Origin of the sequence: Streptomyces yangpuensis, assembly GCF_001005295.1 — a bacterium.
Lineage (GTDB): Bacteria > Actinomycetota > Actinomycetes > Streptomycetales > Streptomycetaceae > Streptomyces > Streptomyces yangpuensis.
Genome location: NZ_LBMK01000003.1, coordinates 789004 through 811568, shown reverse-complemented (window position 1 = coordinate 811568; position 22565 = coordinate 789004). Strand labels below are relative to the sequence as shown.

The window sequence follows — 22565 nt, the reverse complement described above, 5'->3', positions numbered from 1 at the left end:
TTTCACGGGCTCGCTGAACAGCTGTGTCGGTCACAGGTCACGGGGGCGCACGGTCACTTGGGCGCACGGTCACGGCCGCGCGCCGGGTTGTCAGGCGGTCGCGGTACCGGTCAGGGTCGCGGTCACGCGGTCACGCGGTCGCGGGGTCGGCGGTGCGGGCCAGCAGACCCGGGGCCCGGCTGTCGGGCCTGGCCCTGCGCACGGGCCGGGCCAGGGCCGGGGTACGGACCTCGACGCTCCACGGGGGTGTTCCGGGCTGGCGCCCGGCGGGCCGCAGCGCGCGGACCGTGGCGGGTGCGCCGCCGACGGACGCCGGGGCGGGCGCGGCCGCACGGGCGGCCGCCGGGATCAGGGCGCGCAGCAGCCGCTGGGTCTCCTGGCCGGGGGCCACGGCCAGTTCGTCGCGCATCCGGCGTGCGCAGAGCTCGTACCAGCGGCGTACGCAGGCCAGTTCGCCGCGCCGGCCGTGCGCGGCCATCAGCGCGCGGTAGGTCTCCTCGTGGTGGCGGTCGATCTCCAGCGTGCGCTTGCAGAGCTCGATCAGGTCCACGAAGTCCTCGCGGTCCTCGGCGTCGGTGCGCAGCACGCCCAGGGCCCGCAGGACCAGCGCCCTGAGGTACTCGCGCTGTTCGACGACCCAGTCGGCGCTCTCGCCGCGCAGGAACTCGCCGCCGTAGAGGGCGATCGCCGCCCGCAGGCGGGTCCTGGCGAGCGCGGTGTCGCCGGCGGTGGCGGCCCGCAGGCCGGTGTGCACGAGCTCCTGGAAGCGATCCAGGTCGGACCACAGGCCGGTGACGTGCAGGACGTAGCCGAAGTCGCGGTAGACCAGCTGGATCCCGGAGTCGCCGGGGCGGTCGGGGTGGGCGTCGAGCACCCGGCGCAGGGCGTGGGCGGCGACCTTGAGCGAGCTGCCCGCGGTGCTGTCGGCGCCGGGCCACAGCGACTCGTAGAGCCGGTCGCGGGTCAGCATCTGGCCGCGGTGGACCACGAGGTACTGGAAGAGGCCGCGGGCCTTGCCGGCCCGCCAGCGCCGTACGGGGGTGCCGTTCACGGTCAGCTCGAAATCGCCCAGGAAGCGGACGCGTACCGCCGGCCCCGCTGTCTCGGTCGCTGCGGTGGTCATCGCGTCCTCCCGGTCGTCGTCCGCCTGCCGCTGTGCCTGCGAAGAGTCTGTTCGGAGGGCCTATATCGGGCCTACAACGGCCGGATCTTTGCGGTGTAGGCCGGTGATAGGGCGTTTTTCGACACTGATGAGCACGACCACCCGTACCGCCGACTCCGAAATGAGGGCTGTTTCATGACCAGCACCGACACCCGGCTTCAGAAGGTCGTCATCCTGGGAGGCGGCACGGCCGGCTGGATGACGGCCGCGTATCTCGGCAAGGCGCTGCAGGGAACGGTCGACATCACCGTGCTCGAAGCACCGACGATCCCCCGCATCGGGGTCGGCGAGGCGACCGTGCCCAATCTCCAGCGTTCGTTCTTCGACTACCTGGGGATCGCCGAGGACGAGTGGATGCGGGAGTGCAACGCCAGCTTCAAGATGGCCGTGCGCTTCGTGAACTGGCGCACCGGCGGGCAGGGCGAGTCGACGGCCCGCGAGCTGCCGGGCGGCGGGCCGGACCACTTCTACCACCCGTTCGGGCTGCTTCCCGACTACGACCAGACGCCCCTGTCGCACTACTGGTTCAAGCGCAAGTACGAGGGCCGCACCACCGAGCCGTTCGACTACGCCTGCTTCCGCGAGCCCCCCGTGATGGACGCGATGAAGGCCCCGCGCTGGCTCGACGGCCGTCCGGCCACCCGGTACGCCTGGCACTTCGACGCCCAGCTGGTGGCCGACTTCCTGCGCCGCTTCGCCACCGAGAAGCAGGGCGTGAACCACGTCCAGGACGAGATGGTCCGGGTCGAGCAGGACTCCCGCGGCTACGTGACGACCCTGCACACCAAGGGCGGACTGGCCCTGGACGCCGACCTGTTCGTGGACTGCTCGGGCTTCCGCGGGCTGCTGATCAACCAGGCGATGCAGGAACCGTTCATCGACATGAGCGACCACCTGCTGTGCGACAGCGCGGTGGCCACCGCCGTCCCCCACGACGACGAGGCGAACGGGGTCGAGCCCTACACCTCGGCGATCGCCATGTCGTCGGGCTGGGCCTGGAAGATCCCCATGCTGGGGCGCTTCGGCACCGGCTACGTCTACTCCAGCAAGTTCACCGACCAGGACACCGCCACCCGCGAGTTCGCCGACATGTGGGGCCTGGACGTCGACTCGACGAAGTTCAACCACATCCGCTTCCGGGTCGGCCGCAACCGCCGCGCGTGGGTGAAGAATGTCGTCAGCATCGGCCTGTCGTCCTGCTTCCTGGAGCCGCTGGAGTCGACCGGCATCTACTTCATCACGGCCGCGATCTACCAGCTGGCGAAGCACTTCCCGGACAAGACCTTCAACAAGGGTCTGATCGACAGCTTCAACAACGAGATCGAGGTGATGTTCGACGACACCCGCGACTTCATCCAGGCGCACTTCTTCTACGCGCCGCGCAACGACACACCGTTCTGGCAGGCCAACAAGAAGCTGGTCCTCCCCGACAACATCAAGCAGAAGATCTCCGCCTACAAGGCCGGCCTGCCCATCAACTCCCCGATCACCGACGAGTCCACGTACTACGGCAACTTCGAGGCGGAGTTCCGCAACTTCTGGACCAACGGCAGCTACTACTGCATCTTCGCCGGCCTCGGTCTGGAGCCGGACGCCCCGCTGCCCACCCTCGCCCACCGGCCCGAGTCGGTGGCCGGCGCCGAGCCCCTCTTCGACACCGTCAAGCGCCAGCAGCAGAACCTGCTCGAGACCCTCCCCAGCGCGTACGACTACCTGCGCCAACTGCACGGCGCGTAAGGCCCTCCGCCCCTGCGGCCCGGCAGCACGGCACTTCGCCGGCTGCCGGGCCGCAGTCGCTTCCAGCCACCTCAGGAGTCAGACATGCCCCACCGCTCCGCGCCCCATCCCGCCGCGCCGGACGATTCGGCAAGAGACCGCCGCGCGGACCTCCGGCCCTTCATGGCCGCCTTCCCCACCGGGGTGTCCATCGTCACCACCCTGGACCAGGACGCCGTTCCCCATGGCCTGACCTGCAGTTCCGTTGCGAGCGTCGCACTGGACCCACCCACCGTCGTGGTGTGCGTACGGTCGGCGAGCCCGACGCTCGCGGTGGTCCTCGGCCAGGGTGCCTTCGCCCTGAACCTGCTGCACGAACGCGCCCGCGGTGCCTCCGACCTGTTCGCCTCCGGCGCACCCGACCGCTTCGAGCGCGTGGAGTGGCGGCTGCCGCTGGGCGCCGGCGGACCGCACCTGACCGCGGACGCCCACGCCGTCGCGGACTGCGCCGTGGTCAGGACCCTCGGCTTCGGGGACCACACAGCCGTGTTCGCCGAGGTCCACCGGGTGACCCTGCGGGAGGATCCGCAGCCCCTGCTGTACGGCCTGCGCCGCTACGCCCGGTGGTCGGACGCGGCCGCGGCCCCGCCGCCGGCCGCCCGCCTCGACCCGTCCGCCGCACTGCGCCCCGGCGCCCCCGAAGGAGGCACCCGTGTCGTCCGCTGATCCACTGCCCGCCCTGCTGGTCGCCGTCCCGGCGGTGATCCTCGCCTGCCAGGTGGGAGCCGCCGTCTGCCGCCGGTTCGGCCAGCCCCCGGTGGTGGGCGAGATCGCCACCGGCATTCTCCTGGGCCCGTCGCTGCTGGGCTGGATCTGGCCACAGGCGCAAGCCGCGCTGTTCCCGGCGTCCGTCCTGCCGTACACCTCCGTGCTCGGACAACTCGGCCTGCTCGCCTTCATGTTCCTGGTCGGGCTGGAGCTCGACCTGAAGAACCTGCGCGGCCACACCCGGGTCGCGGTCGCGGTGAGCCAGGCCGGGATGCTCCTGCCGCTGGCCCTCGGCGCGCTCCTCGCCGTCACGATGTACGGCGACTTCGCCCCGGACGGCGTGGGCCGGACGCCGTTCATCCTGTTCATGGCGGTGGCCATGAGCATCACGGCCTTCCCCGTCCTGGCCCGGATCCTCATCGACAGGGGCCTGTACGGGACGCCGCTCGGGGCGCTCGCCATGGCCTGCGCGGCCGTCGACGACGTGGTCGCATGGTGCCTGCTGGCGCTGGTGGTGGCCCTCTCCTCGGCCGGCTCCCCGATGGAGGCGGCCACCACGGCCGCGCTCGCCGTCGCGTTCACGCTCTTCATGCTGTACGCCGTACGGCCGCTGCTGGCCCGCTGGGCGGCCCGCGCCGACCGGGCCGGCGACGCGGTGGTCCTGGTGGCGCTCTTCAGCGGGCTGAGCCTGTCCGCGCTGGCCACCGACCGGATCGGTGTGCACGCGCTGTTCGGGGCGTTCCTGTTCGGTGTGATCACCCCGCGCACCGGAGGGCGCATCGAGGTCGCCGCGGCCCGGCTGCGCGCCTTCACGGTGCCCGTGCTGCTGCCGCTCTTCTTCGTGCACACCGGCCTGCGCACCGACATCGGCGGGCTGACGGCCTCGCCCGAGCTGTGGCTCTGGACGGCCGCCATCCTGGCGGTGGCCTTCCTCGGCAAGTGGGGCGGCGCCACGGGCGCGGCACGCGCCTGTGGAAGACCCTGGCGGGAGGCCCTGTCGATCGGCGCCCTGATGAACTGCCGGGGGCTGACGGAGCTGGTGGTGCTCAACGTCGGACTGGAACTCGGTGTCATCGGGCCGCAGTTGTTCACCATACTGGTGCTGATGGCACTGGTGACGACAGCGATCACCAGCCCGGCGCTGAGCCGGCTGCGCGCCAAGGAGGCGCGCTCTGCGGACGAGGCACCGGCCGCACCCGAGAACGCGCTCGTCCGCCCCTGACGACGGGCCCCGGCCGGCGGCTGCCCGACGACTGTTCAGGCGCCCGCCGGCCGCTGCCGTCCGATCGGCAGATCCCGGGCGTAACTGATCGCGGGACGGCCGTCCAGCACCGTCTCCCCCACCGGCAGGAAGCCCGTGCGCTGCAGGACCGTGCGCGATCCGGTGTTGTCGACGGCCGCCGCGGCGCGCAGGGCCCGCAGCCCGTACGTGTCCGCGGCGAGCACCAGGACCTGCCGGACCGCGCTGGTGGCCAGACCCCGGCCGGCCGCCGTCTGCGCCACGCGGAAGCCCAGTTCGGCGGAGCCGTCCTCGACGTCGATCAGGTTGACCCGCCCCAGGACCTCCCCGTTCCCACCGATGATCAGGTGGAGGTGGTCACGGCCGGCGGCCTGCCCGGCGAGGAGTTCACCGTGCCGGGCGTCGAAGTCGGCGAAGTAGGCGTCTGTGCGGTCGGGCACCGACGCGGCGAAGTAGGCACGGTTGGCCTGTTCGAACGCGAGGAGTGCGGGGGCGTGTTCGGCTCGGAGCCGCTGGAGTTCCGTCATCGGGGCATCGTAGGCATGCCGGCGGCCGGAGCGCCCGCTTCACCGCTGCGGCGCGCTCTCGGTCGGTACGCACAGCACGGGGACCGGCGAGAGGTGCAGGAGCTTGTGCGGGGTGGAGCCGAGCAGGGCGCCGCGCATGGGGCTGTCGCCCCAGCTGCCGACGATGATGACCCGCGCGCCGTGACGCGCCGCGGCGTCCAGCAGCGCCTGGGCGGGTTTCTCGTCCGCCACCTCGACCGTCGACGGCACACCGGCGGCGTCGGCCTCCTCGACGGCGTGCGCGAGGGCGCTGCGGCCCGCCTGGCGGACGGCTTCGCGGTGGGCGCGCGACTCCTCGCCGGTGGGTCCCGGGGCGGCCGCCCCGTAGACGAGGACGAGGGGTTCGCCGAAGGCGGTGGCCACCTCCAGCGCGACCTGGAGGGCCCGCTCGGCGCCGGGTGATTCGTCGTATCCGAGGACCACTGACATCGCCGGCCGCCTATCGCTTCCTGGTGTGGACGAGGGTGGGGTCGACCACTCCTCGGCGCTCCTGCCAGAACCGGCCGTCCCGTACCCGCCAGAAGCACATGACGAGCACACCGACGACGGCGATGGCGAGCCCGATGACGAGCGGCGGGCCGATGCCGAACCAGGAGACGCCGCTGGCCGAGTTCGCCGGGTCCGACATGTCGCCGATCGACTCCACCAGGAGCCAGATCAGCAGGCCGGCGCCGAGCACCGGGCCGATCCCGATGAGCAGCAGGTTGTGGGGGCTCTCCAGCAGGTGGCGGCGGTAGTAGACGGCGCAGGCCAGGCCGGTGAGCGCGTAGTAGAAGGCGATGAGCAGGGACAGCGCGGTGAGCGAGTCCAGGAGCGCGTTCTCGCTGATCTGGTTGACGATCAGGTACCAGCCGATGGCGATGCCGGCCACCCACCAGGTGCTCACGTCCGGGGTCCTGAACCTAGGGTGGATGTGCGCGAGGTGCGGGGGCAGGGCGTGCCGGCGGGCCATGGACAGGGCGGTCCGCGAGGCGGGGATGATCGTGGTCTGCGTCGAGGCGAGCGCGGAGGTGCAGACGGCGAGGAGCACCACCCAGTCCCAGCCGCCCATGACCTCGTGGGCGAGCACGGCGAAGATGGCCTCCTCCTCGGCGGCGTTCTCGGCGAGGAAGACGGTGCCCGCGTAGCCGACGACCGCGATGCACACGGACAGGTAGGTGACCAGGAGGATGACCGTCGACCAGATGCCGGCCTTGCCGGGAGCCGTCGCGGAGTTCTCGACCTCCTCGGTGAGGTTGACCGCGGACTCCCAGCCCCAGTACATGAACACGCCGAGCAGCAGTCCGCCGGTGAGGGCGGCTCCGCCCGCGCCGAAGGGGTTGAGCCAGCCGATGCTCGGCTCGATCTCCTCCAGGCTGCTGGTGCCGGCGTAGATGCGGTAGATGGCGACCACCGCGAACGTCAGGAGGAAGAAGACCTGGGCGAGGATGAGGATGTCCTGGAGGTGGGCCGACAGCTCGGTGCCGATGACGCAGATCGCGGTCATGGCCAGGATCACGGCGACGGTCAGGCCCTGCCGGATCCAGGCGTTCGCGGCCCAGTCGTCCAGTCCGAAGGCGAGCAGCCCGAAGTTTACGGCGACGTCCGCGAGCGAGCCGATGACGAGGACGCCGGTCATGGCGATCGCCCAGCCGCCGAGCCAGCCCGCCCACGGGCCCATGGCCCGGGTCACCCAGGAGAACGTCGTCCCGCAGTCCTGGTCGACCTTGTTCAGGTAGTAGAACGCGGCGGCGATCATCAGCATCGGCACGAAGGAGGCCAGGATGACGCCGGGCGCGTAGATCCCGACCAGGGCCACGATCGGACCGAGGACGGCGGCCAGGGAGTAGGCGGGCGAGGTCGAGTTCAGGCCGATGACGAGCGCGTCGAGGAACCCGATCGCGTTGGGCTTGAGCCCCGCTTCCCGGGTGGGCGTTCCGGGGCCGTCACCCGCACCTTCATGGCTCATGTACGCATGTTCACGCAGGCGGCCCCGGCGCGCGAGGCGAGAGCGCCCGTCTCAGGGGCGGGTGTTCCAGCCCGCGATCACCGGGAGGCCGTGTTCCGTCGAGAGCGCGCTGACGGTGCCTGTGCGCAGCAGGAAGAGCCGTCCGTGCTCGGGCTCCAGGCGCAGGTAGCGGGCGGTCAGGACGCGCAGGAAGTGGCCGTGGGCGACGAGCACCACGTCGCCGTCGTCCGCGCGCAGCACGGGGGCCACCCGGGCCAGGACCCGGTCCGCGCGTGCGCCCACCTGGGCGGCGCTCTCGCCGGGGTGCTCGGCGTCGCCGGGCGGGACGCCGTGGGTCCACAGGGACCAGTCGGGCGTGGTCGTGTGGATCTCCACGGTGGTGATGCCCTCGTAGCCGCCGTAGTCCCACTCGTACAGGTCGGAGTCGATGCCTGCGCCCGGGAGCCCGGCCAGCTCGGCGGTGGCCACGGCCCGGCGCAGCGGGCTGGTCAGTACGAGGGCGGGCCGCCGGCCCTGGAAGCAGGGGGCCAGGGAGATGGCCTCCTCGACCCCGCGCGCGGTCAGCGGGATGTCGGTGCGCCCGGTGTGCCGTCCGTCGGCGCTCCAGGCGGTCTCGCCGTGCCTCACCAGCAACAGGTCACTCACCCTCCGGACCCTATGTCTTCCGGCATGTCGGCGCGGGAGGATCCGGCGGGCGTGTCACTGTCGGGCGTCATGGACGAGGACCGGAGGGCCGCGCGGACGGCCGGTGCGCGGCTCCCGCCGCACATGCCGGCGCTGATGGTCGCGCTGACCGCGGTGACCGGGGTGATCGAGGCGGTCAGCCTGCTTGCCCTCGGGCCCGCCTTCACGGCGATGCAGACCGGGAACGTGCTGTTCCTGGCCTTCGGCGCGGCGCAGGCGGGCAACCTGCCGACGCTGCCCGCCGGGATCTCGCTGGCCGCGTTCGTCCTCGGGGTGGTCTGCGGCTCCCATCTGGAGGCCGTGTCGGAGGCCCGGGGCCGGCGCTGGTTCGTCATGGGCCTCCTCGTCGAGGCCGGGCTGCTCCTGGCCGCCGCGGCCGTGGGGTGGGGGCTGGCGCCGCAGTACGGGGCGCCGACGCCGCGGCACCTGGCGGTGACGGCGGTCGTGGCGCTGGCGATGGGCCTGCGCAACACCACGATCATGCGGGCGAACGTGCCCGGTGTGCCGACGACGCTGGTCACCCGGTCGATGACGGCCTTCCTCGGCGGCTCCGCCATGGGGCGGGGCGCCGTCTACGGGTACCGGACGGCCGGCTGGCGGCTGCGTGGCCTGTCGATCCTCGCCATGTTCGCCGGCGGGTTCGCGGGGGCTCTGCTGATCCGGGCCGGGTGCCCGGTGGGCTGGCTCCTGCTGCCGCCCGCCGCCGCGGTGCTGGTCGTGGGCCTGGTGTACCGGGGGCAGCCCCCGCTGCACACCGGGCAGGCGGGCGGCCGGGATTGATCGCCGTGAACTATGCCGTTGGTAAAGTCCGGGCATGGCGGTGGACGAGCTCGACACCAGAATCCTGCGCCTGCTGATCGAGCAGCCGCGCACCAGCGTCCGTGAGTACGCCCGGATCCTCGGGGTCGCGCGCGGCACCCTCCAGGCCCGGCTGGACCGGCTGGAGCGCACGGGCGTGATCACCGGGACCGGGCCGGTGCTCTCCCCCGCCGCGCTGGGCCATCCGGTGCTGGCCTTCGTGCACATCGAGGTCACCCAGGGCCATCTGGACGACGTGGGCGATGCCCTGGCGGCCGTACCGGAGATCATCGAGGCCTTCTCGATCACGGGCGGCGGGGACCTGCTGACCCGGGTGGCGGCCCGGGACAACGCGCACCTGGAGGACGTGATCCAGCGGCTGATCCGGCTCCCGGGCGTGGTCCGCACCCGGACGGAGGTGGTCCTGCGCGAGCGGGTCCCGCACCGGCTGTTGCCGCTGGTCGAATCCGTGGGCCGCAATGCCCGCAAAACCTGACAGGATCATCGGAACAGGACGCGACAGGCAGGACGGGCAGACCGGATGATTTCCGTCATATTCGATCTCGACGGCACCCTCGTGGACAGCGAGCCGAACTACTACGAGTCCGGGCGCCGCACGCTGGAGCGGCACGGCGTCCCCGATTTCACGTGGGAACAGCACGCGTGCTTCATCGGCATCGGCACGCTGGAGACCCTGGAGATCCTCAAGGACCGCTACGGGATCCCGGCGCCCGTCGGGCAGCTGCTCGCCGAGCAGAACGCCGCCTACCTCGAACTCGCGCGCACCCGGACCGAGGTCTTCCCGCAGATGCGGGGGCTCGTCGAGCGGCTGTACGCCGAAGGGGTGCCGATGGCCGTGGCCTCCGGTTCCTCCCGCGAGGCGATCGACGCCGTCCTGGCGGGCACCGGGCTGGACGCGTCACTGACCACCGTGGTGTCCGCCGAGGAGGTGGCGCGGGGCAAGCCCGCCCCGGACGTGTTCCTGGAGGCGGCCCGCCGGCTGGGCGCCGAGCCGGCCGACTGCGTGGTCGTGGAGGACGCGGCGCCGGGGGCGCGGGCCGCGCACGCCGCGGGCATGGGCTGCGTGGTGGTGCCGTACGCGGCGGACATCGCGGACGACCCGGCCTTCGCGTCCGCCGGGCTCCTCTTCCCGGGCGGGCAGCCGGAGTTCAGCGCGGACGCCGCGTACGCGTGGCTGAGCGCACGCGCGGCGTCGCGGGCCACGCGCGGGACCGTCTGAGGAGCACCGGAACGGGCCTGTCCCGGGACGGGCGGATAGGTCCGGGCTCCGGCGGGACCGGCCTCACCCTCCAGCCCGACCGGCCGGTCCTGGCCACACTGCGCTCGTCCGCCGGAGCCCGGGGGGCGTAACGGCGGGAAGATCCCGCGGCCTCCGCGAGTTGGTAGAACCGTGAACGATCTGATGCGGAGCACGGGTGGCGGGTACGCGGGCACGGACAGGGACAGCGACGGGGCCGTGGACGTGGTGGTCGTCGGCGCCGGGCAGGCGGGCCTGTCCAGCGCGTACCACCTGACGCGGGCGGGGCTCGACCACGTGGTCCTCGACCACGCGCCGCGCCCGGGCGGCGCCTGGCAGTTCCGCTGGCCCTCGCTCACCTACGGCAGGGTCCACGGCATGCACGCCCTGCCCGGCATGGAGCTGACCGGCGCCGACCCGCTGCGGCCCTCCTCGGAGGTGATCGGGGAGTACTTCGCCGCCTACGAGGACCGCTTCGGCCTGCGCGTACGGCGCCCGGTGGACGTGTCGGCCGTACGCGAGGGCGGCGGCGGGCGGCTGCGCGTGGAGACATCGGCCGGCGTCTGGTCGGCGCGGGCCCTGATCAACGCCACCGGGACCTGGGACCGCCCCTTCTGGCCGCGCTACCCGGGGCAGGAGACGTTCCGCGGCCGTCAGCTGCACACCGCGAACTACCCGGGGCCACAGGAGTTCGCCGGCATGCGGGTGATCGTCGTCGGCGGCGGTACGTCGGCGGTCCAGCACCTGCTGGAGATCGCCGAGGTGGCGGAGCGGACCACCTGGGTGACGCGGCGGCCCCCGGTCTTCCGCGACGGAGACTTCGGCGAGGCCGAGGGGCGGGTGGCAGTGGCCCTGGTGGACGAGCGGGTACGCCGGGGACTTCCGCCGCAGAGCGTGGTCAGCGTGACGGGCCTCCCGCTGAACGAGGCCGTCCGGGCCGGCCTGGCCTCGGGCGTCCTGCACCGCCTGCCCGTGTTCGACCGGATCACCCCCCTCGGCGCCGCCTGGGCCGACGGCAGCCGGGTGGACGCGGACGTCATCCTGTGGGCCACCGGATTCCGCGCGGCCGTCGACCACCTGGCGCCGCTGCGCCTGCGCGAGCCGGGCGGCGGCATCCGCGTCGAGGGGACCCGGGCGGTGCGGGACGAGCGGATCCACCTGGTCGGCTACGGCCCGTCGGCATCGACCATCGGCGCCAACCGCGCAGGAGGGGCGGCGGTCCGCGACATCCGCCGCCTGCTGTCCCGCGAACGGACCGCCACGCCGGTGCTATGACCGGCGGGCGGCCCTGCTGCCGGGCGGCACCTGCGGCCGGGCGGCGTCACCCGGCGCGCGCGCCCGCGTGGGCGGCGCGGTGCTTGTTGAACTCCGCCACGTGCTTCTTGTGCTCCTCGTACGTCGTCGAGAAGCGGGTGTCCCCCGGCTTGACGGTGACGAAGTACAGCCAGTTGCCCGGTGTCGGTGCGACGGCCGCCGCCATCGCCTCCAGGCCCGGATTGTCGATCGGGGTGGGCGGGAGGCCCTGGCGTTCGTACGTGTTGAAGGGGCTGTCGATTCGGGTGTCGCTCAGCGTGGTGTCGACGGTGCTGCGGTTGAGCGCGTAGTTGATGGTGGAGTCCATCTGGAGCGGCATCGACTTCGCCAGCCGGTTGTGCACCACCCGGGCGACCTTGCCCATGTCGGCGCGGTTCTCGGCCTCCGCCTCGATGACACTGGCCATCGTCGCCGTCTGGTACGGGGTCATCCCGTGGGACCTGCCGCCGTCGGCCACAGCCTTGGTGGCGAGCTTCTCGTGGGCCGTGCGCACCATGTGGGCGAGCAGCGTGGCCGGGGTCGTCTTCGAGGTCACCTGGTACGTCGCCGGGAAGAGGTATCCCTCAGGGTTCCCCTTGGCCTCCGCGGGCAGTGCCGGGGCCACGGCGAGCGCCGCCGACTTCGCGGATCCCGGCGGAAGCTTCAGTTCGCGGTCCACCGCGGCGTACACCTGCGACGCGCGCCAGCCCTCGGGGATCGTCAGCCGGCGCGGCTCCTCCGGCCCGTGCCCACCCCGCAGGATCGGGACCAGGACCACCGCGCCGGTCGCGATCAGCATGCCGAGGAAGAGGGCCAGTCGGCCCCGGCGGGTGAGCCGGGATCGGCGCCGGGGCGGCCGGTACGCATGACTCATGCCGGAACGCTAACCCGCAGACCATCACTTTTCCGACATCCGACCCGTGCGCCGGTCATACGGTCACACATTCACCGGAGCCAGCTGTACGTCCTCCGGCGGCTCGGGGGCGAGCGCGGCGTCCCGGTCCCGGCGGACCAGGGCCGCATACCGGCCGTCCGCCTTCAGGAGCTCCTCGTGGGTGCCGCGCTCGGCTATGCGCCCGCCGTCGAGGACCACGATCTGGTCGGCGTCGCGCACGGTCGACAGCCGGTGCGCGATGGTGATGGTGGTGCGCCCCGCGGACAGGTGGTCGATGGCCTGCTGGACGGCATGCTCCGTACGGGTGTCGAGGGCGCTGGTGGCCTCGTCGAGGATGAGCACCGGAGGGTCCCTCAGGATGGTGCGGGCGATGGCGAGCCGCTGCTTCTCACCCCCGGAGAAGCGGTAGCCGCGCTCGCCGACCAGGGTGTCGTAGCCGTCGGGCAGGGACGCGATGTGGTCGTGGATCTGGGCGGCGCGGGCCGCCTCGGTGATCTCCTCGTCGGTGGCGTCCGGCTTGGCGAAGCGCAGGTTGTCCGCGACCGAGGCGTGGAAGAGGTAGGTCTCCTGGGAGACCACTCCGATGGAGCGGGCCAGCGAGTCGAAGTCGAGGTCGCGCACGTCCACCCCGTCGATGGCGACCCGTCCGCCGGTGACGTCGTAGAGCCGCGGCACGAGGTAGCTGAGGGTGCTCTTTCCGGAGCCTGTCGGGCCGACCACGGCGAGCGAGCCGCCGGCCGGGACGGTGATGTCGATCCCGGTGAGGGTCGGGCCGTTCTCGGAGTCGTAGGTGAAGTGCACGTCCTCCAGGGCGACCTCGCCCTTGGCGCGGTCCAGGCGGACCGGGTCGGCGCGCTCCGTGATGTCCACCGGCAGGTCGAGGTACTCGAAGATGCGGGCGAACAGCGCGAGCGAGGTCTGGATCTGTACACCGGTCGACAGCAGGCTCACGGCGGGCCGGAAGAGTCCCTGTTGGAGGGTGACGAAGGCGACGAGGGTACCGACGGAGAGGGAGGGGGCGCCGGTCTGGAGGGCGATGCCGGCGGCCCAGTAGATCAGCGCGGGCATGGCGGCCATGACGATGCCGATGGTGGACATGCGCCAGCGCCCGGCCATGCTGGAGCGCACCTCGAGGTCGACGAGCTTCTCGGACTCGGCGGAGAAGGCGGCGGTGAGGGACTCGGAACGGCCCATGGTGCGGCCGAGCAGGATGCCGCTGACCGAGAGCGACTCGGTGACCGTCGCGGCGATGGCGGCCATCTGCTTCTGGCGCTTCGTCGTGATCTTCTTGCGCTCGTGCCCGACCCGCCGGCTGATCCACACGAAGACGGGCAGCAGGAGCAGCGAGACCAGGGTGAGCCGCCAGTCGAGCGCGAGCATGGCGACCACGGTGGCGATGACGGCCGTCAGGTTGGAGACGAGCGAGGTCGCGGTCGAGGTGACGGTGGCCTGCATGCCGCCGATGTCGTTGGCGATGCGGGACTGCACCTCTCCGGTGCGGGTCCGGGTGAAGAAGGCCAGCGGCATCCGCTGGAGCTGCGCGTAGACGGCGGTGCGCAGGTCGTGCATGACGCGCTGGCCCACGGTGGTGGATATCAGGGTCTGCAGCACGCCGAAGACGCTGGTGACGACGGCGGTGAGGATCATGCCGAGCGCGAGCAGGCTCAGCAGTCCGGTGCGGCCCTGCGGGATCGCGACGTCGAGGATCTCCTTGAGCAGGAACGGCGAAGCGACGCCGACCAGCGAGGAGGCGCAGACGAGCAGGCCGACGACGGCCAGCCGGCCGCGGTAGGGCCGGAACAGCGCGACGATCCGGCGCAGCTCCCGGGGCTGCTCCGCCGGGGCGGGCCGGGTCGGATCGAGGGGGTCTTCCGATGGGGTCCACTTCGGTTCGTCGTGTGGCATGGGCACCCTCTCGGGGGTCGGGGGACAGGGGGCTCCGACGGAGCCGGCACCATAGGAGCATAGGTCATTGTTACCTATACTCACAATGAACGGGGTCCTGATATCGTTCCCGCATGAGCTCCGCCTCCGACACCGATCGCCTCCTCGCCGAACAGCTCCTGCGCCTGACGCGCAGGCTCCACCGGATCCAGAAGCGCCACATGGAGCCGCTCGGGATCACTCCCGCCCAGAGTCGGCTGCTGCGCCTCGTCTCGCATTACGAGGGCGAGCAGCCGCCCCGGATGGCGGACCTCGCCGCCCGGCTGGAGGTCGTCCCCCGCGCGGTGACCACCCTCGTCGACGGTCTGGAGGCGGCCGACTGCGTACGGCGCGTGCCCGACCCGGCGAACCGCCGCGTCATCAGGATCGAGCTCACCGACACCGGCCGCGCCACGCTGCGCCGTCTGCGCAACGCGCGGACCGACGCCGCAGAGGAGATCCTGGCTCCGTTGACCGCCGGCCAGCGTGAGGTGCTCGGCGGTCTGCTGAACGCCCTGTCGGACGCCCCGGCGGAGCGCACCTGCTGAATGGGCCACTCGAGGGCCGCGCCGAGGCGAGGGGTCACACATGCCGCTGCTGGAACCGGAGCCGGGGGCGCTGCGCCCGCGCGACCTCCGCGGCCCCTCCCCCGACCAGGTCCCCCCGCACCGGGCGGCGGGCACGCCGGAGCCGCTCCGTGGCGAGCTGACGGAGCTGCTGGGCGCCGAGAAGGTGCTGTGGAAGGTCTCCGACCTGGTCCGCTACGCCTCCGACGCCTCCCCCTACCGCTTCGTGCCCCAGGTCGTGGTGATCGCCGAGGACATCGACGACATCTCCGCAGTGCTCTCCTACGCCCGCGGCCGGCAGCGGGAGGTCGTCTTCCGCGCCGCCGGGACCTCGCTCAACGGGCAGGCCCAGGGCGAGGACATCCTGGTCGACGTACGCCGTCACTGGGCCGGCGTCGAGGTGCTGGAGGAGGGACGGCGGGCCCGCATCCGGCCCGGCACCACCGTGCTGCGGGCCAACGCCGCACTGGCCCGCCACGGCCGGGTCCTCGGCCCCGACCCGGCCAGCGCGATCGCCTGCACCGTCGGGGGTGTCGTCGCCAACAACGCGTCCGGCATGACGGCGGGCACCACGAGGAACTCCTACCGCACCCTGTCCTCCCTCACCTTCGTGCTGCCCGGCGGCACCGTCGTGGACACCGCGGACCCGCTGGCCGACGAGGAACTGGCGCGCGCCGAACCGGCCCTCTGCCACGGGCTGATGGCGATCAAGCGGGAGATCGAGGCGGATCCCGCGCTGACCGCGCGGATCCGCGCCAAGTACGAGATCAAGAACACCACCGGCTACCGGCTCGACGCCTACCTGGACGGCAACACCCCCGTGGAGATCCTGCGGGGGCTCATGGTCGGTTCGGAGGGCACCCTCGGCTTCATCTCCGAGGTCGTCCTCGACACCCTCCCCCTCGACCGCGAACTGTGCACCGCACTGCTCTTCTTCCCCTCACTGCCCGCCGCGGCCGCGGCCGTGCCCCGCTTCAACGAGGCGGGCGCCCTCGCCGTCGAGCTGATGGACGGGAACACCCTGCGGGCCTCCGTCAGCGTCGAGGGGGTGCCCGCCGACTGGGCCGGGCTGCCCCGGACGACCGCGGCCCTGCTCGTGGAGTTCCGGGCTCCGGACGCGGCCGGCCGGGACGCGTGCGCACGCCGCGCGGCGGCGGCCCTCGAAGGCCTCGGCCTGGTCGCCCCGGTGCCGTCGGTCACCAACCGGTTCACCGGCGACCCACGGACCATCAGCGGCTACTGGAACGCCCGCAAGGCCTTCGTCACCGCCGTGGGCGGCGCCCGCGCCCGCGGCACCACCCTGATCACCGAGGACTTCGCGGTGCCGCCGTCCCGGCTGGCCGAGGCCTGCGCGGCCCTCCTCGAACTCCAGGCGGAGCACGGCTTCGACGCCGCCGTCGCCGGTCACGCCGCCCACGGGAACCTGCACTTCCTGCTCGCCTTCGACGCCGCCGACCCCGCCGACGTCGAGCGGTACGGCGCCTTCATGGAGGCCTTCTGCCGGCTCACCGTGGAACGCTTCGACGGCTCCCTGAAGGCCGAGCACTCGACCGGCCGCAACATGGCCCCCTTCCTGGAACTGGAGTGGGGCCCCCGGGCCGCCGGCCTGATGTGGCGCACCAAGCGGCTCGTCGACCCGGCCGGGGTGCTCGCCCCGCGGATCCTCCTCGACCGCGACCCGCGGGCCCACCTGCGCGGCCTGAAGACCATTCCCCGGGTGGAGGCGGAGGCCGATCCCTGCATCGAATGCGGGTTCTGCGAACCGGCCTGCCCGAGCGGGGACCTGACGACCACTCCGCGCCAGCGCATCGTGCTGCGCCGCGAGATGGTCCGCCAGCAGCCCGGCTCGCCGCTGCTGGACGGGCTGCTCGGCGCCTACGGCTACGACGCGGTGGACACCTGCGCGGGCGATTCGGCCTGCCGGCTCGCCTGCCCGGTCGGGATCGACACCGGGGCGCTGATGCGGGACTTCCGCCACCGGCGGCACGGCGGGCGCGAGGAGGCGGCCGCCGCGCTGGCCGCACGGCACTTCGGCGCCGTCGAGACCGCGGCCCGGACGGCCCTCGCCGCCGCCGGCCGGATCCCCGACCGGATCCGGAACCGCCTGCTGGAGGCGGCCACCGGGGCCGCGCGCAGGGCCGTGCGACCGGACCTGGTACCGCGGTGGCTGCCGCAGGTCCCCGGTGCCGCCGGGAGACCGCCCACGACCCGGCGGCCGGGTGCCGCGGCCGTCTACTACCCGGCCTGCGTCAACCGGATCTTCGGCGGGCCGGCCGGCAGGCCCGGTCCATCGCTGCCGCAGGCCCTGGTGGCCGTGTCGGAACGGGCCGGGAAACCGGTCTGGATCCCCCGCGACGTGAGGGGTACCTGCTGCGCGACGATCTGGCACTCCAAGGGCTACGAGGTGGGCAACCGGGTGATGGCCAACCGGATCGTCGAGGCGGCCTGGGGCTGGACGGCCGGCGGGCGCCTGCCGCTGGTCGTCGACGCCTCCTCCTGCACCCTGGGCATCGCCCGGGAGGTGGTCCCGTACCTGACGCCGGACAACCGGTCGCTGCACGAGGAGTTGCGGATCGTCGACTCGGTCGTGTGGGCCGCGGAGGAACTGCTGCCGTACCTGGAGGTCCGGCGCACGGTGGGCTCGGCCGTCCTCCACCCCACCTGCTCCACGCGTCACCTGGGCCACGAACCACAGCTGCGGGCGGTGGCCGAGGCCTGCGCCGGCGAGGTGGTGGTCCCGGACGACGCGGGCTGCTGCGCCTTCGCCGGTGACCGGGGCATGCTGCACCCGGAACTGACGGCCGCCGCGACGGCCCGGGAGGCCGCGGAGGTGACCGCGCGGCCCTTCGACGCCCACCTGTCGTCGAACCGGATGTGCGAGATGGGCATGGACCGGGCCACCGGCCGGAGCTACCACTCGGCCCTGATCGAGCTGGAGCGCGCCACCCGCCCGTGAGCGCCGGTGTGCGCGCCCCTCGTGACCAGGCACCGTGCGGGCCGCCGCGTGCGCAAACTCTTTCCCCGCGGTCCCCGGCGGACGGAAAATCAATTGCCCTCGCCTGGTCCGGAAGGCGAACCTTGCACGGTTTGGAACACTCGACCAGTCATGGGGCGTCATGCAGATCAGCGATCTTCCGTATCCGGATCCGGGAGTACCAGACGCTCGTTCGGGCCCCCGTTTCCTCCTGTGGCTGGGGCGTGGTCAGCTCGGCGGACAGCTCAAGAGCCTGTGCTGGGGCATGCTGCACTTCGGCGGCGTCGCCGGACTGCCGTACGCCGTGGGCCTGGGGGTCGACGCGGTCGTCGACCGCGAGCCGAACCGGCTGCTGCTCGTCGGCGGCCTGCTCGTCCTGATCGGCGTCGCCATCTCGGTCGGCGACGCCATGCTCCACCGCACCGCCGTCACCAACTGGATCACCGCCGCCGCCCGCGTGCAGCAGCTCCTCGCCCGCAAGACCGCCGAGCTGGGCTCCGCCCTGACCCGCCGGGTCGCCGCGGGCGAGGTGGTCGCGGTGTCCACCGGTGACGTGGAGAAGATCGGATGGTTCGTCGAGGCGGTCTCCCGCTTCCTCGCCGCCGTCTTCGCCATAGTCCTGGTCTGTGTCGGCCTGGTCTTCTACGCCCCCGAGCTCGGCGTGGTCGTGGCCGTCGGGGTGCCGGTGATCGCCCTGGCCGCGCTGCCGCTGCTGCCGCGTGCCACCCGACGCGCCGACGTCCAGCGGGAGAAGGCGGGCCGGGCGACCGAGCTGGCCTCGGACACCGTCGCCGGCCTGCGCGTGCTGCGCGGCATCGGCGGGGAGGAGCTGTTCCTCGGCCGGTACCGCGAGGCTTCGCAGGAGGTCCGCAAGGCGGCTGTGCGCAGTGCCCGGATGTGGGCGCTGATCTCCGCGATCCAGGTGGTGCTCCCGGGGCTGCTGCTGATCACGGTCGTCTGGTACGGCGCTTCGCTGGCTCTGGAGGGGCGTATCGCGGTGGGCGAACTCGTCGCGGCCTTCAGTGCGGTGGCCACCCTGCTCTACCCGCTGCGCCACTTCGAGGAGATCGCGATGGCGTACTCCTTCTCGCGTCCCTCCGCGCAGCGGGCGGCGCGGGTGCTGTCGTTGACCCGGACGGATCCGGCGGAGCGTTCCGTGCGGGCCGAGCCGGCCGTGGAGCCCGCCACGGGCGGGGACCTGTACGACCCGCGGACCGGACTGCTGGCGCCCGCCGGCCGGTTCACCGCCGTCGTCTGCGGGGACCCGGACCTGGCGGGCCGACTGGCGGAACGCCTCGGCGGCCACCCCATGGACGAGCAGGGCGGGGACCGGGACGGCGAAGAGGAAGCGGGCCGGGAGGCGACGGACGCTCCGTCGGTGCTCCTCGGCGGGGTGGCGCTGGACGACCTCGAACTGGACACCGCGCGCAGGCTGGTCCTCGTACAGGACAAGGATCCGGTGCTGCTGTCGGGAACGCTGCGCGAGCTGTTCGACGTACCGGCGTCCGGGTCGGTCGACTCGGCCGCGGCCCTGGCCGCCGCCCAGTGCGCGGATGTACTGGACGCACTGCTGCAGTCCGCGCCGGACGGGGTGGACGACCCGATGGACGCCCGGATCACCGAGCGCGGCCGGTCGCTGTCCGGCGGCCAGCGCCAGCGCCTCGCGCTGGCCCGGTCGCTGGTCACCGACCCGGAGGTGCTCGTGCTCGACGAGCCGACCTCCGCGGTCGACTCGCACACCGAGGCACGGATCGCGGGCGGGATCGCGGCCCTGCGGGCCGGGCGGACGACGGTCGTCCTGGCGTCCTCGCCGCTGCTGCTGGACCGCGCCGACCGGGTCGTGCTCATCGACGGCGGCACGGTGGCGGCGGTCGGCACGCACCGCGAACTGCTGCACCGCGAGCCGCGATACCGGGCGGTCGTCACCCGCGAGACGGACGAGGAGCAGCGGCTCGCCGGGCTCGGAATGACACAGCTGGAAGAAGCACTCACAGAGATCGAGGAATCCGCATGATCGGCGTGGCGCCGCCGGAGTACGATCCGGCGGCCCCCGAGACGGCCGCGACCCTGCCTGTGGGCACGCCGGCGACCGTACGGGGCTATGTGCGCGGCCTGTTCCGGCGTCACCGGCGGGCCTTCCTGGTGCTGGTCGGCGTCAACGCGGTAGCGGTGATCGCCTCCATGGTGGGCCCGTACCTGCTGGGCCGGGTCGTGGACGATCTCGCGGCGGGGGCGCGCGAGCTGCATCTGGAGCGGATGGCGGTGCTGTTCGCGCTGGCGCTCGCCGTACAGACCTGCTTCGTGCGGCTGGTACGGCTGCGCGGGGCGATGCTGGGCGAGGAGATGCTCGCCGACCTGCGCGAGGACTTCCTGGTGCGGTCGGTGGGGCTGCCGCCGGGCGTGCTGGAGCGGGCCGGTACCGGCGATCTGCTGTCGCGGATCACCACCGACATCGACCGGCTGGCGAACGCGATGCGGGAGGCCGTGCCGCAGCTGGCCATCGGCGTGGTGTGGGCGGGGCTGCTGTTCGGCGCCCTCGCGGTGACCGCGCCGCCGCTGGCGCTGGCCGCGCTGGTCGCGCTCCCGGTGCTGGTGATCGGCTGCCGCTGGTACTTCCGGCGGGCGCCTTCGGCGTACCGCTCGGAGGCGGCGGGCTACGCCGCGGTCGCGGCCGTGCTCACCGAGACGGTCGACGCGGGCCGCACGGTCGAGGCGCACCGGCTGGGGCCGGAGCGGATCGCGCGGTCGGAGCGCCGGATCAAGGAGTGGACGGCGTGGGAGCGGTACACGCTGTTCCTGCGGACCGTCCTGTTCCCCGTCGTCAACGTCACCTTCGTGACGATCCTCGGCTCGGTGCTGCTGATCGGCGGCTACTGCGTGATGCAGGGCTGGATGTCGGTGGGTCAGCTGACCACGGGCGCGCTGCTGGCGCAGATGCTGGTCGATCCGATCGGCCTGATCCTGCGCTGGTACGACGAGCTGCAGATCGCCCAGGTGTCGCTGGGCCGTCTGGTGGGCGTTCGGGAGATCGAACCGGACGCGGGGGACGCGAAGGTGGCGCCCGACGGCCGGGACGTGCGGGCCGAGGACGTCCGCTTCGGCTACCGGGAGGGCGTGGACGTCCTGCACCAGGTGTCGATGGCGGTGCCTCCGGGCACGCGGATGGCGCTCGTCGGGCCCTCGGGCGCGGGCAAGTCCACCCTGGGGCGGCTGCTCGCGGGCATCTACGAGCCCCGCACGGGCGCGGTCACCCTCGGCGGGGCCCGGCTTTCGCGGATGCCCGCGGAGCGGGTCCGCGAGCACGTGGCCCTGGTCAACCAGGAGCATCACGTCTTCGTGGGATCGCTGCGCGACAACCTGCGTCTGGCGCGGACGGGTGCCGAGGACGCCGAGCTGTGGGCTGCGCTGGGCGCGGTCGACGCGGACGGCTGGGCCCGGGCCCTGGAGGACGGTCTGGACACCGAGGTCGGCTCGGGCGGTACGGCGCTCACCCCGGCGCAGGCCCAGCAGGTGGCGCTGGCCCGGCTGGTGCTGGCCGATCCGCACACCCTGGTGCTGGACGAGGCGACGTCGCTGCTGGACCCGCGGGCGGCGCGGCACCTGGAGCGCTCGCTGGCCCGGGTGCTGGACGGCCGTACGGTCATCGCCATCGCCCACCGGCTGCACACGGCTCATGACGCGGACGTGATCGCGGTGGTCGAGGGCGGCCGGATCAGCGAACTCGGCTCGCACGACGAGCTGGTCGCGGCGGACGGGGCGTACGCGGCGCTGTGGCGGTCCTGGCACGGCTGAGCCTGCGGCACCGTCCGCTCCGGTACCGGCTGTCGGCCCCGGCCACCGGGTAGGAGCATCGCTCCTACCCGGTGGCCGGGGCTTCCGCATGACGGTGGGCCCCCGGACACCCCCTAAATGAAGCCGAGGGCGGAGGCTCCTCCGAAGCCGCTCAGCAGGATGAAGACCGGCATGAGGACCTTCAGCTCCACCCAGCTGCCGGCGCGGAAGCGCATCGCCTTCGGCGGGCCGATCGGGTACCAGCGCTTACCGGCGATCGGCAGGGGCCACAGGACCGGGCAGCCGGAGACGGTCAGCGCGTCGCCGATGTCGTGGACCAGGGCTCCGAGCACGATGGGCAGGCCCAGCCAGAGGTATTCCTGCCCCGGTTCGGTGAACAGCCAGTTCGCCCCGTTGCCGGGCTGGTCGAGGACCCCGGCCATGATCCACGCGCTGGTCGCGCCGAGCAGCCAGACCAGGACGTCGCTGGACATCCGGGCGGCCCGCCACAGGAGGCCCTCGACCGCGAGCACCAGGTGCACGAAGAGCAGCGCGAGCACGCCCCAGCGGTCGGCGGTGACGGCGAGCACCGAGGCTCCGCCGCCGATCAGCACGGCCCAGAGCCAGGTGTGCGTCAGGGTGCGGTGGCCGCCGGAGCGGCGGGCGTCCTTCGTGGAGCGGGTGGCCTTGTAGACGGCGTAGGAGATCTTGTCGACGACCTCGCACAAGCCCTTGGACAGGGGACCGAAGGCGCGGGAGATCGTCGCCGACTTGTGGTCGAGGTCCGGGGCGAGGGCCGCGCCGGCGCAGATCAGCGCGCCGACGACGAGGACCGGCCAGGGCATGGGGTAGCCGGCGGCCGCAGTGGCCGCTCCCACCCCCAGCCAGGCCGCCGCCCCGGACAGTGAGTGCGCCGGACCCATCATGGTCGTTCCCCGCCCCGCTGGTGTGTGTCGGGCCCTGTTGACCGGTTCGTTCGGGCCGCATCGACGGCACAGCGTAC

Annotated in this window: 19 protein-coding genes; 11 read left to right on the top strand and 8 right to left on the bottom strand. The window is 72.8% G+C overall.

All coding sequences use genetic code 11. From position 1 onward, the window contains the following. Positions 1-130: 130 nt before the first annotated feature. Entirely contained in the window at positions 131-1123 is a 993-nt protein-coding gene (locus AAT21_RS18940) for an AfsR/SARP family transcriptional regulator (protein WP_052757869.1), read from the bottom strand. A 174-nt stretch (positions 1124-1297) separates the two neighbouring features. On the opposite strand from AAT21_RS18940, the gene AAT21_RS18935 reads away from it, so the two are divergent. From AAT21_RS18935 to AAT21_RS18925, 3 genes are all read left to right on the top strand, one after another. Beyond that, on the top strand, positions 1298-2899 hold the full coding sequence (locus tag AAT21_RS18935) for a tryptophan halogenase family protein (RefSeq protein WP_046778000.1): 1602 nt from the start codon (positions 1298-1300) through the stop codon (positions 2897-2899). An 84-nt stretch (positions 2900-2983) separates the two neighbouring features. Continuing rightward, positions 2984-3604 (top strand): flavin reductase family protein, encoded by a 621-nt coding sequence (locus AAT21_RS18930; protein ID WP_107081319.1) that lies wholly within the window; start codon positions 2984-2986, stop codon positions 3602-3604. Next, positions 3591-4868, top strand: a complete 1278-nt coding sequence (locus AAT21_RS18925) for a cation:proton antiporter domain-containing protein (protein WP_046777999.1) — start codon at positions 3591-3593, stop codon at positions 4866-4868. Before AAT21_RS18930 ends, AAT21_RS18925 begins: the two co-directional genes overlap by 14 nt. A gap of 35 nt (positions 4869-4903) precedes the next feature. Here the strand turns inward: AAT21_RS18925 and AAT21_RS18920 are convergent, their stop codons facing one another. The 4 genes from AAT21_RS18920 to AAT21_RS18905 are packed head-to-tail and all read right to left on the bottom strand — an operon-like array spanning position 4904 to position 8045. Further along, positions 4904-5413 (bottom strand): GNAT family N-acetyltransferase, encoded by a 510-nt coding sequence (locus AAT21_RS18920; RefSeq protein ID WP_046777998.1) that lies wholly within the window; start codon positions 5411-5413, stop codon positions 4904-4906. 39 nt (positions 5414-5452) lie between these two features. After that, positions 5453-5881 (bottom strand): universal stress protein, encoded by a 429-nt coding sequence (locus AAT21_RS18915; RefSeq protein WP_046777997.1) that lies wholly within the window; start codon positions 5879-5881, stop codon positions 5453-5455. 10 nt (positions 5882-5891) lie between these two features. Beyond that, entirely contained in the window at positions 5892-7400 is a 1509-nt protein-coding gene (locus AAT21_RS18910) for an APC family permease (RefSeq protein ID WP_046777996.1), read from the bottom strand. A gap of 51 nt (positions 7401-7451) precedes the next feature. Beyond that, positions 7452-8045, bottom strand: a complete 594-nt coding sequence (locus tag AAT21_RS18905; protein WP_046777995.1) for a histidine phosphatase family protein — start codon at positions 8043-8045, stop codon at positions 7452-7454. Between the two features lie 51 nt (positions 8046-8096). Here AAT21_RS18905 and AAT21_RS18900 point away from each other — a divergent pair, with 51 nt between their 5' ends. The 4 genes from AAT21_RS18900 (at position 8097) to AAT21_RS18885 (ending at position 11415) form a co-directional block, all read left to right on the top strand. After that, positions 8097-8864: a YoaK family protein gene (locus tag AAT21_RS18900; protein ID WP_157879737.1), complete on the top strand. Its 768-nt coding sequence runs from the start codon at positions 8097-8099 to the stop codon at positions 8862-8864. A gap of 34 nt (positions 8865-8898) precedes the next feature. After that, positions 8899-9378, top strand: coding sequence for an Lrp/AsnC family transcriptional regulator (locus AAT21_RS18895; RefSeq protein ID WP_046777994.1), 480 nt, complete (start codon positions 8899-8901; stop codon positions 9376-9378). 45 nt (positions 9379-9423) lie between these two features. After that, the gene (locus AAT21_RS18890) at positions 9424-10122 is read left to right on the top strand and encodes an HAD family hydrolase (RefSeq protein WP_046777993.1); all 699 of its coding nucleotides are present in this window, start codon (positions 9424-9426) and stop codon (positions 10120-10122) included. A 183-nt stretch (positions 10123-10305) separates the two neighbouring features. After that, positions 10306-11415 carry an FAD-dependent oxidoreductase gene (locus AAT21_RS18885; RefSeq protein ID WP_046778475.1) on the top strand — a complete coding sequence of 370 codons (1110 nt, stop codon included), beginning with the start codon at positions 10306-10308 and terminating at the stop codon, positions 11413-11415. Positions 11416-11461: 46 nt separating this feature from the next. Here AAT21_RS18885 and mltG read toward each other — a convergent pair whose 3' ends face one another. After that, positions 11462-12307 carry an endolytic transglycosylase MltG gene (gene mltG, locus AAT21_RS18880; RefSeq protein WP_046777992.1) on the bottom strand — a complete coding sequence of 282 codons (846 nt, stop codon included), beginning with the start codon at positions 12305-12307 and terminating at the stop codon, positions 11462-11464. 63 nt (positions 12308-12370) lie between these two features. After that, positions 12371-14233, bottom strand: a complete 1863-nt coding sequence (locus AAT21_RS18875) for an ABC transporter ATP-binding protein (protein ID WP_046777991.1) — start codon at positions 14231-14233, stop codon at positions 12371-12373. Positions 14234-14346: 113 nt separating this feature from the next. On the opposite strand from AAT21_RS18875, the gene AAT21_RS18870 reads away from it, so the two are divergent. The 4 genes from AAT21_RS18870 (at position 14347) to AAT21_RS18855 (ending at position 21583) form a co-directional block, all read left to right on the top strand. After that, positions 14347-14799 carry a MarR family winged helix-turn-helix transcriptional regulator gene (locus AAT21_RS18870; RefSeq protein ID WP_046777990.1) on the top strand — a complete coding sequence of 151 codons (453 nt, stop codon included), beginning with the start codon at positions 14347-14349 and terminating at the stop codon, positions 14797-14799. Between the two features lie 40 nt (positions 14800-14839). Continuing rightward, a complete protein-coding gene (locus AAT21_RS18865; RefSeq protein ID WP_046777989.1) occupies positions 14840-17773 on the top strand; it encodes an FAD-binding and (Fe-S)-binding domain-containing protein in 2934 nt (977 codons plus the stop codon). A 160-nt stretch (positions 17774-17933) separates the two neighbouring features. Further along, positions 17934-19805 (top strand): ABC transporter transmembrane domain-containing protein, encoded by a 1872-nt coding sequence (locus tag AAT21_RS18860; RefSeq protein ID WP_046777988.1) that lies wholly within the window; start codon positions 17934-17936, stop codon positions 19803-19805. Continuing rightward, positions 19802-21583, top strand: coding sequence for an ABC transporter ATP-binding protein (locus AAT21_RS18855; protein WP_046777987.1), 1782 nt, complete (start codon positions 19802-19804; stop codon positions 21581-21583). The genes AAT21_RS18860 and AAT21_RS18855 overlap by 4 nt, the downstream gene beginning before the upstream one ends. A gap of 113 nt (positions 21584-21696) precedes the next feature. On the opposite strand, the gene AAT21_RS18850 is transcribed toward AAT21_RS18855, so the two are convergent. After that, positions 21697-22488, bottom strand: coding sequence for a metal-dependent hydrolase (locus tag AAT21_RS18850; RefSeq protein WP_046777986.1), 792 nt, complete (start codon positions 22486-22488; stop codon positions 21697-21699). Between the last annotated feature and the right edge of the window lie 77 nt (positions 22489-22565).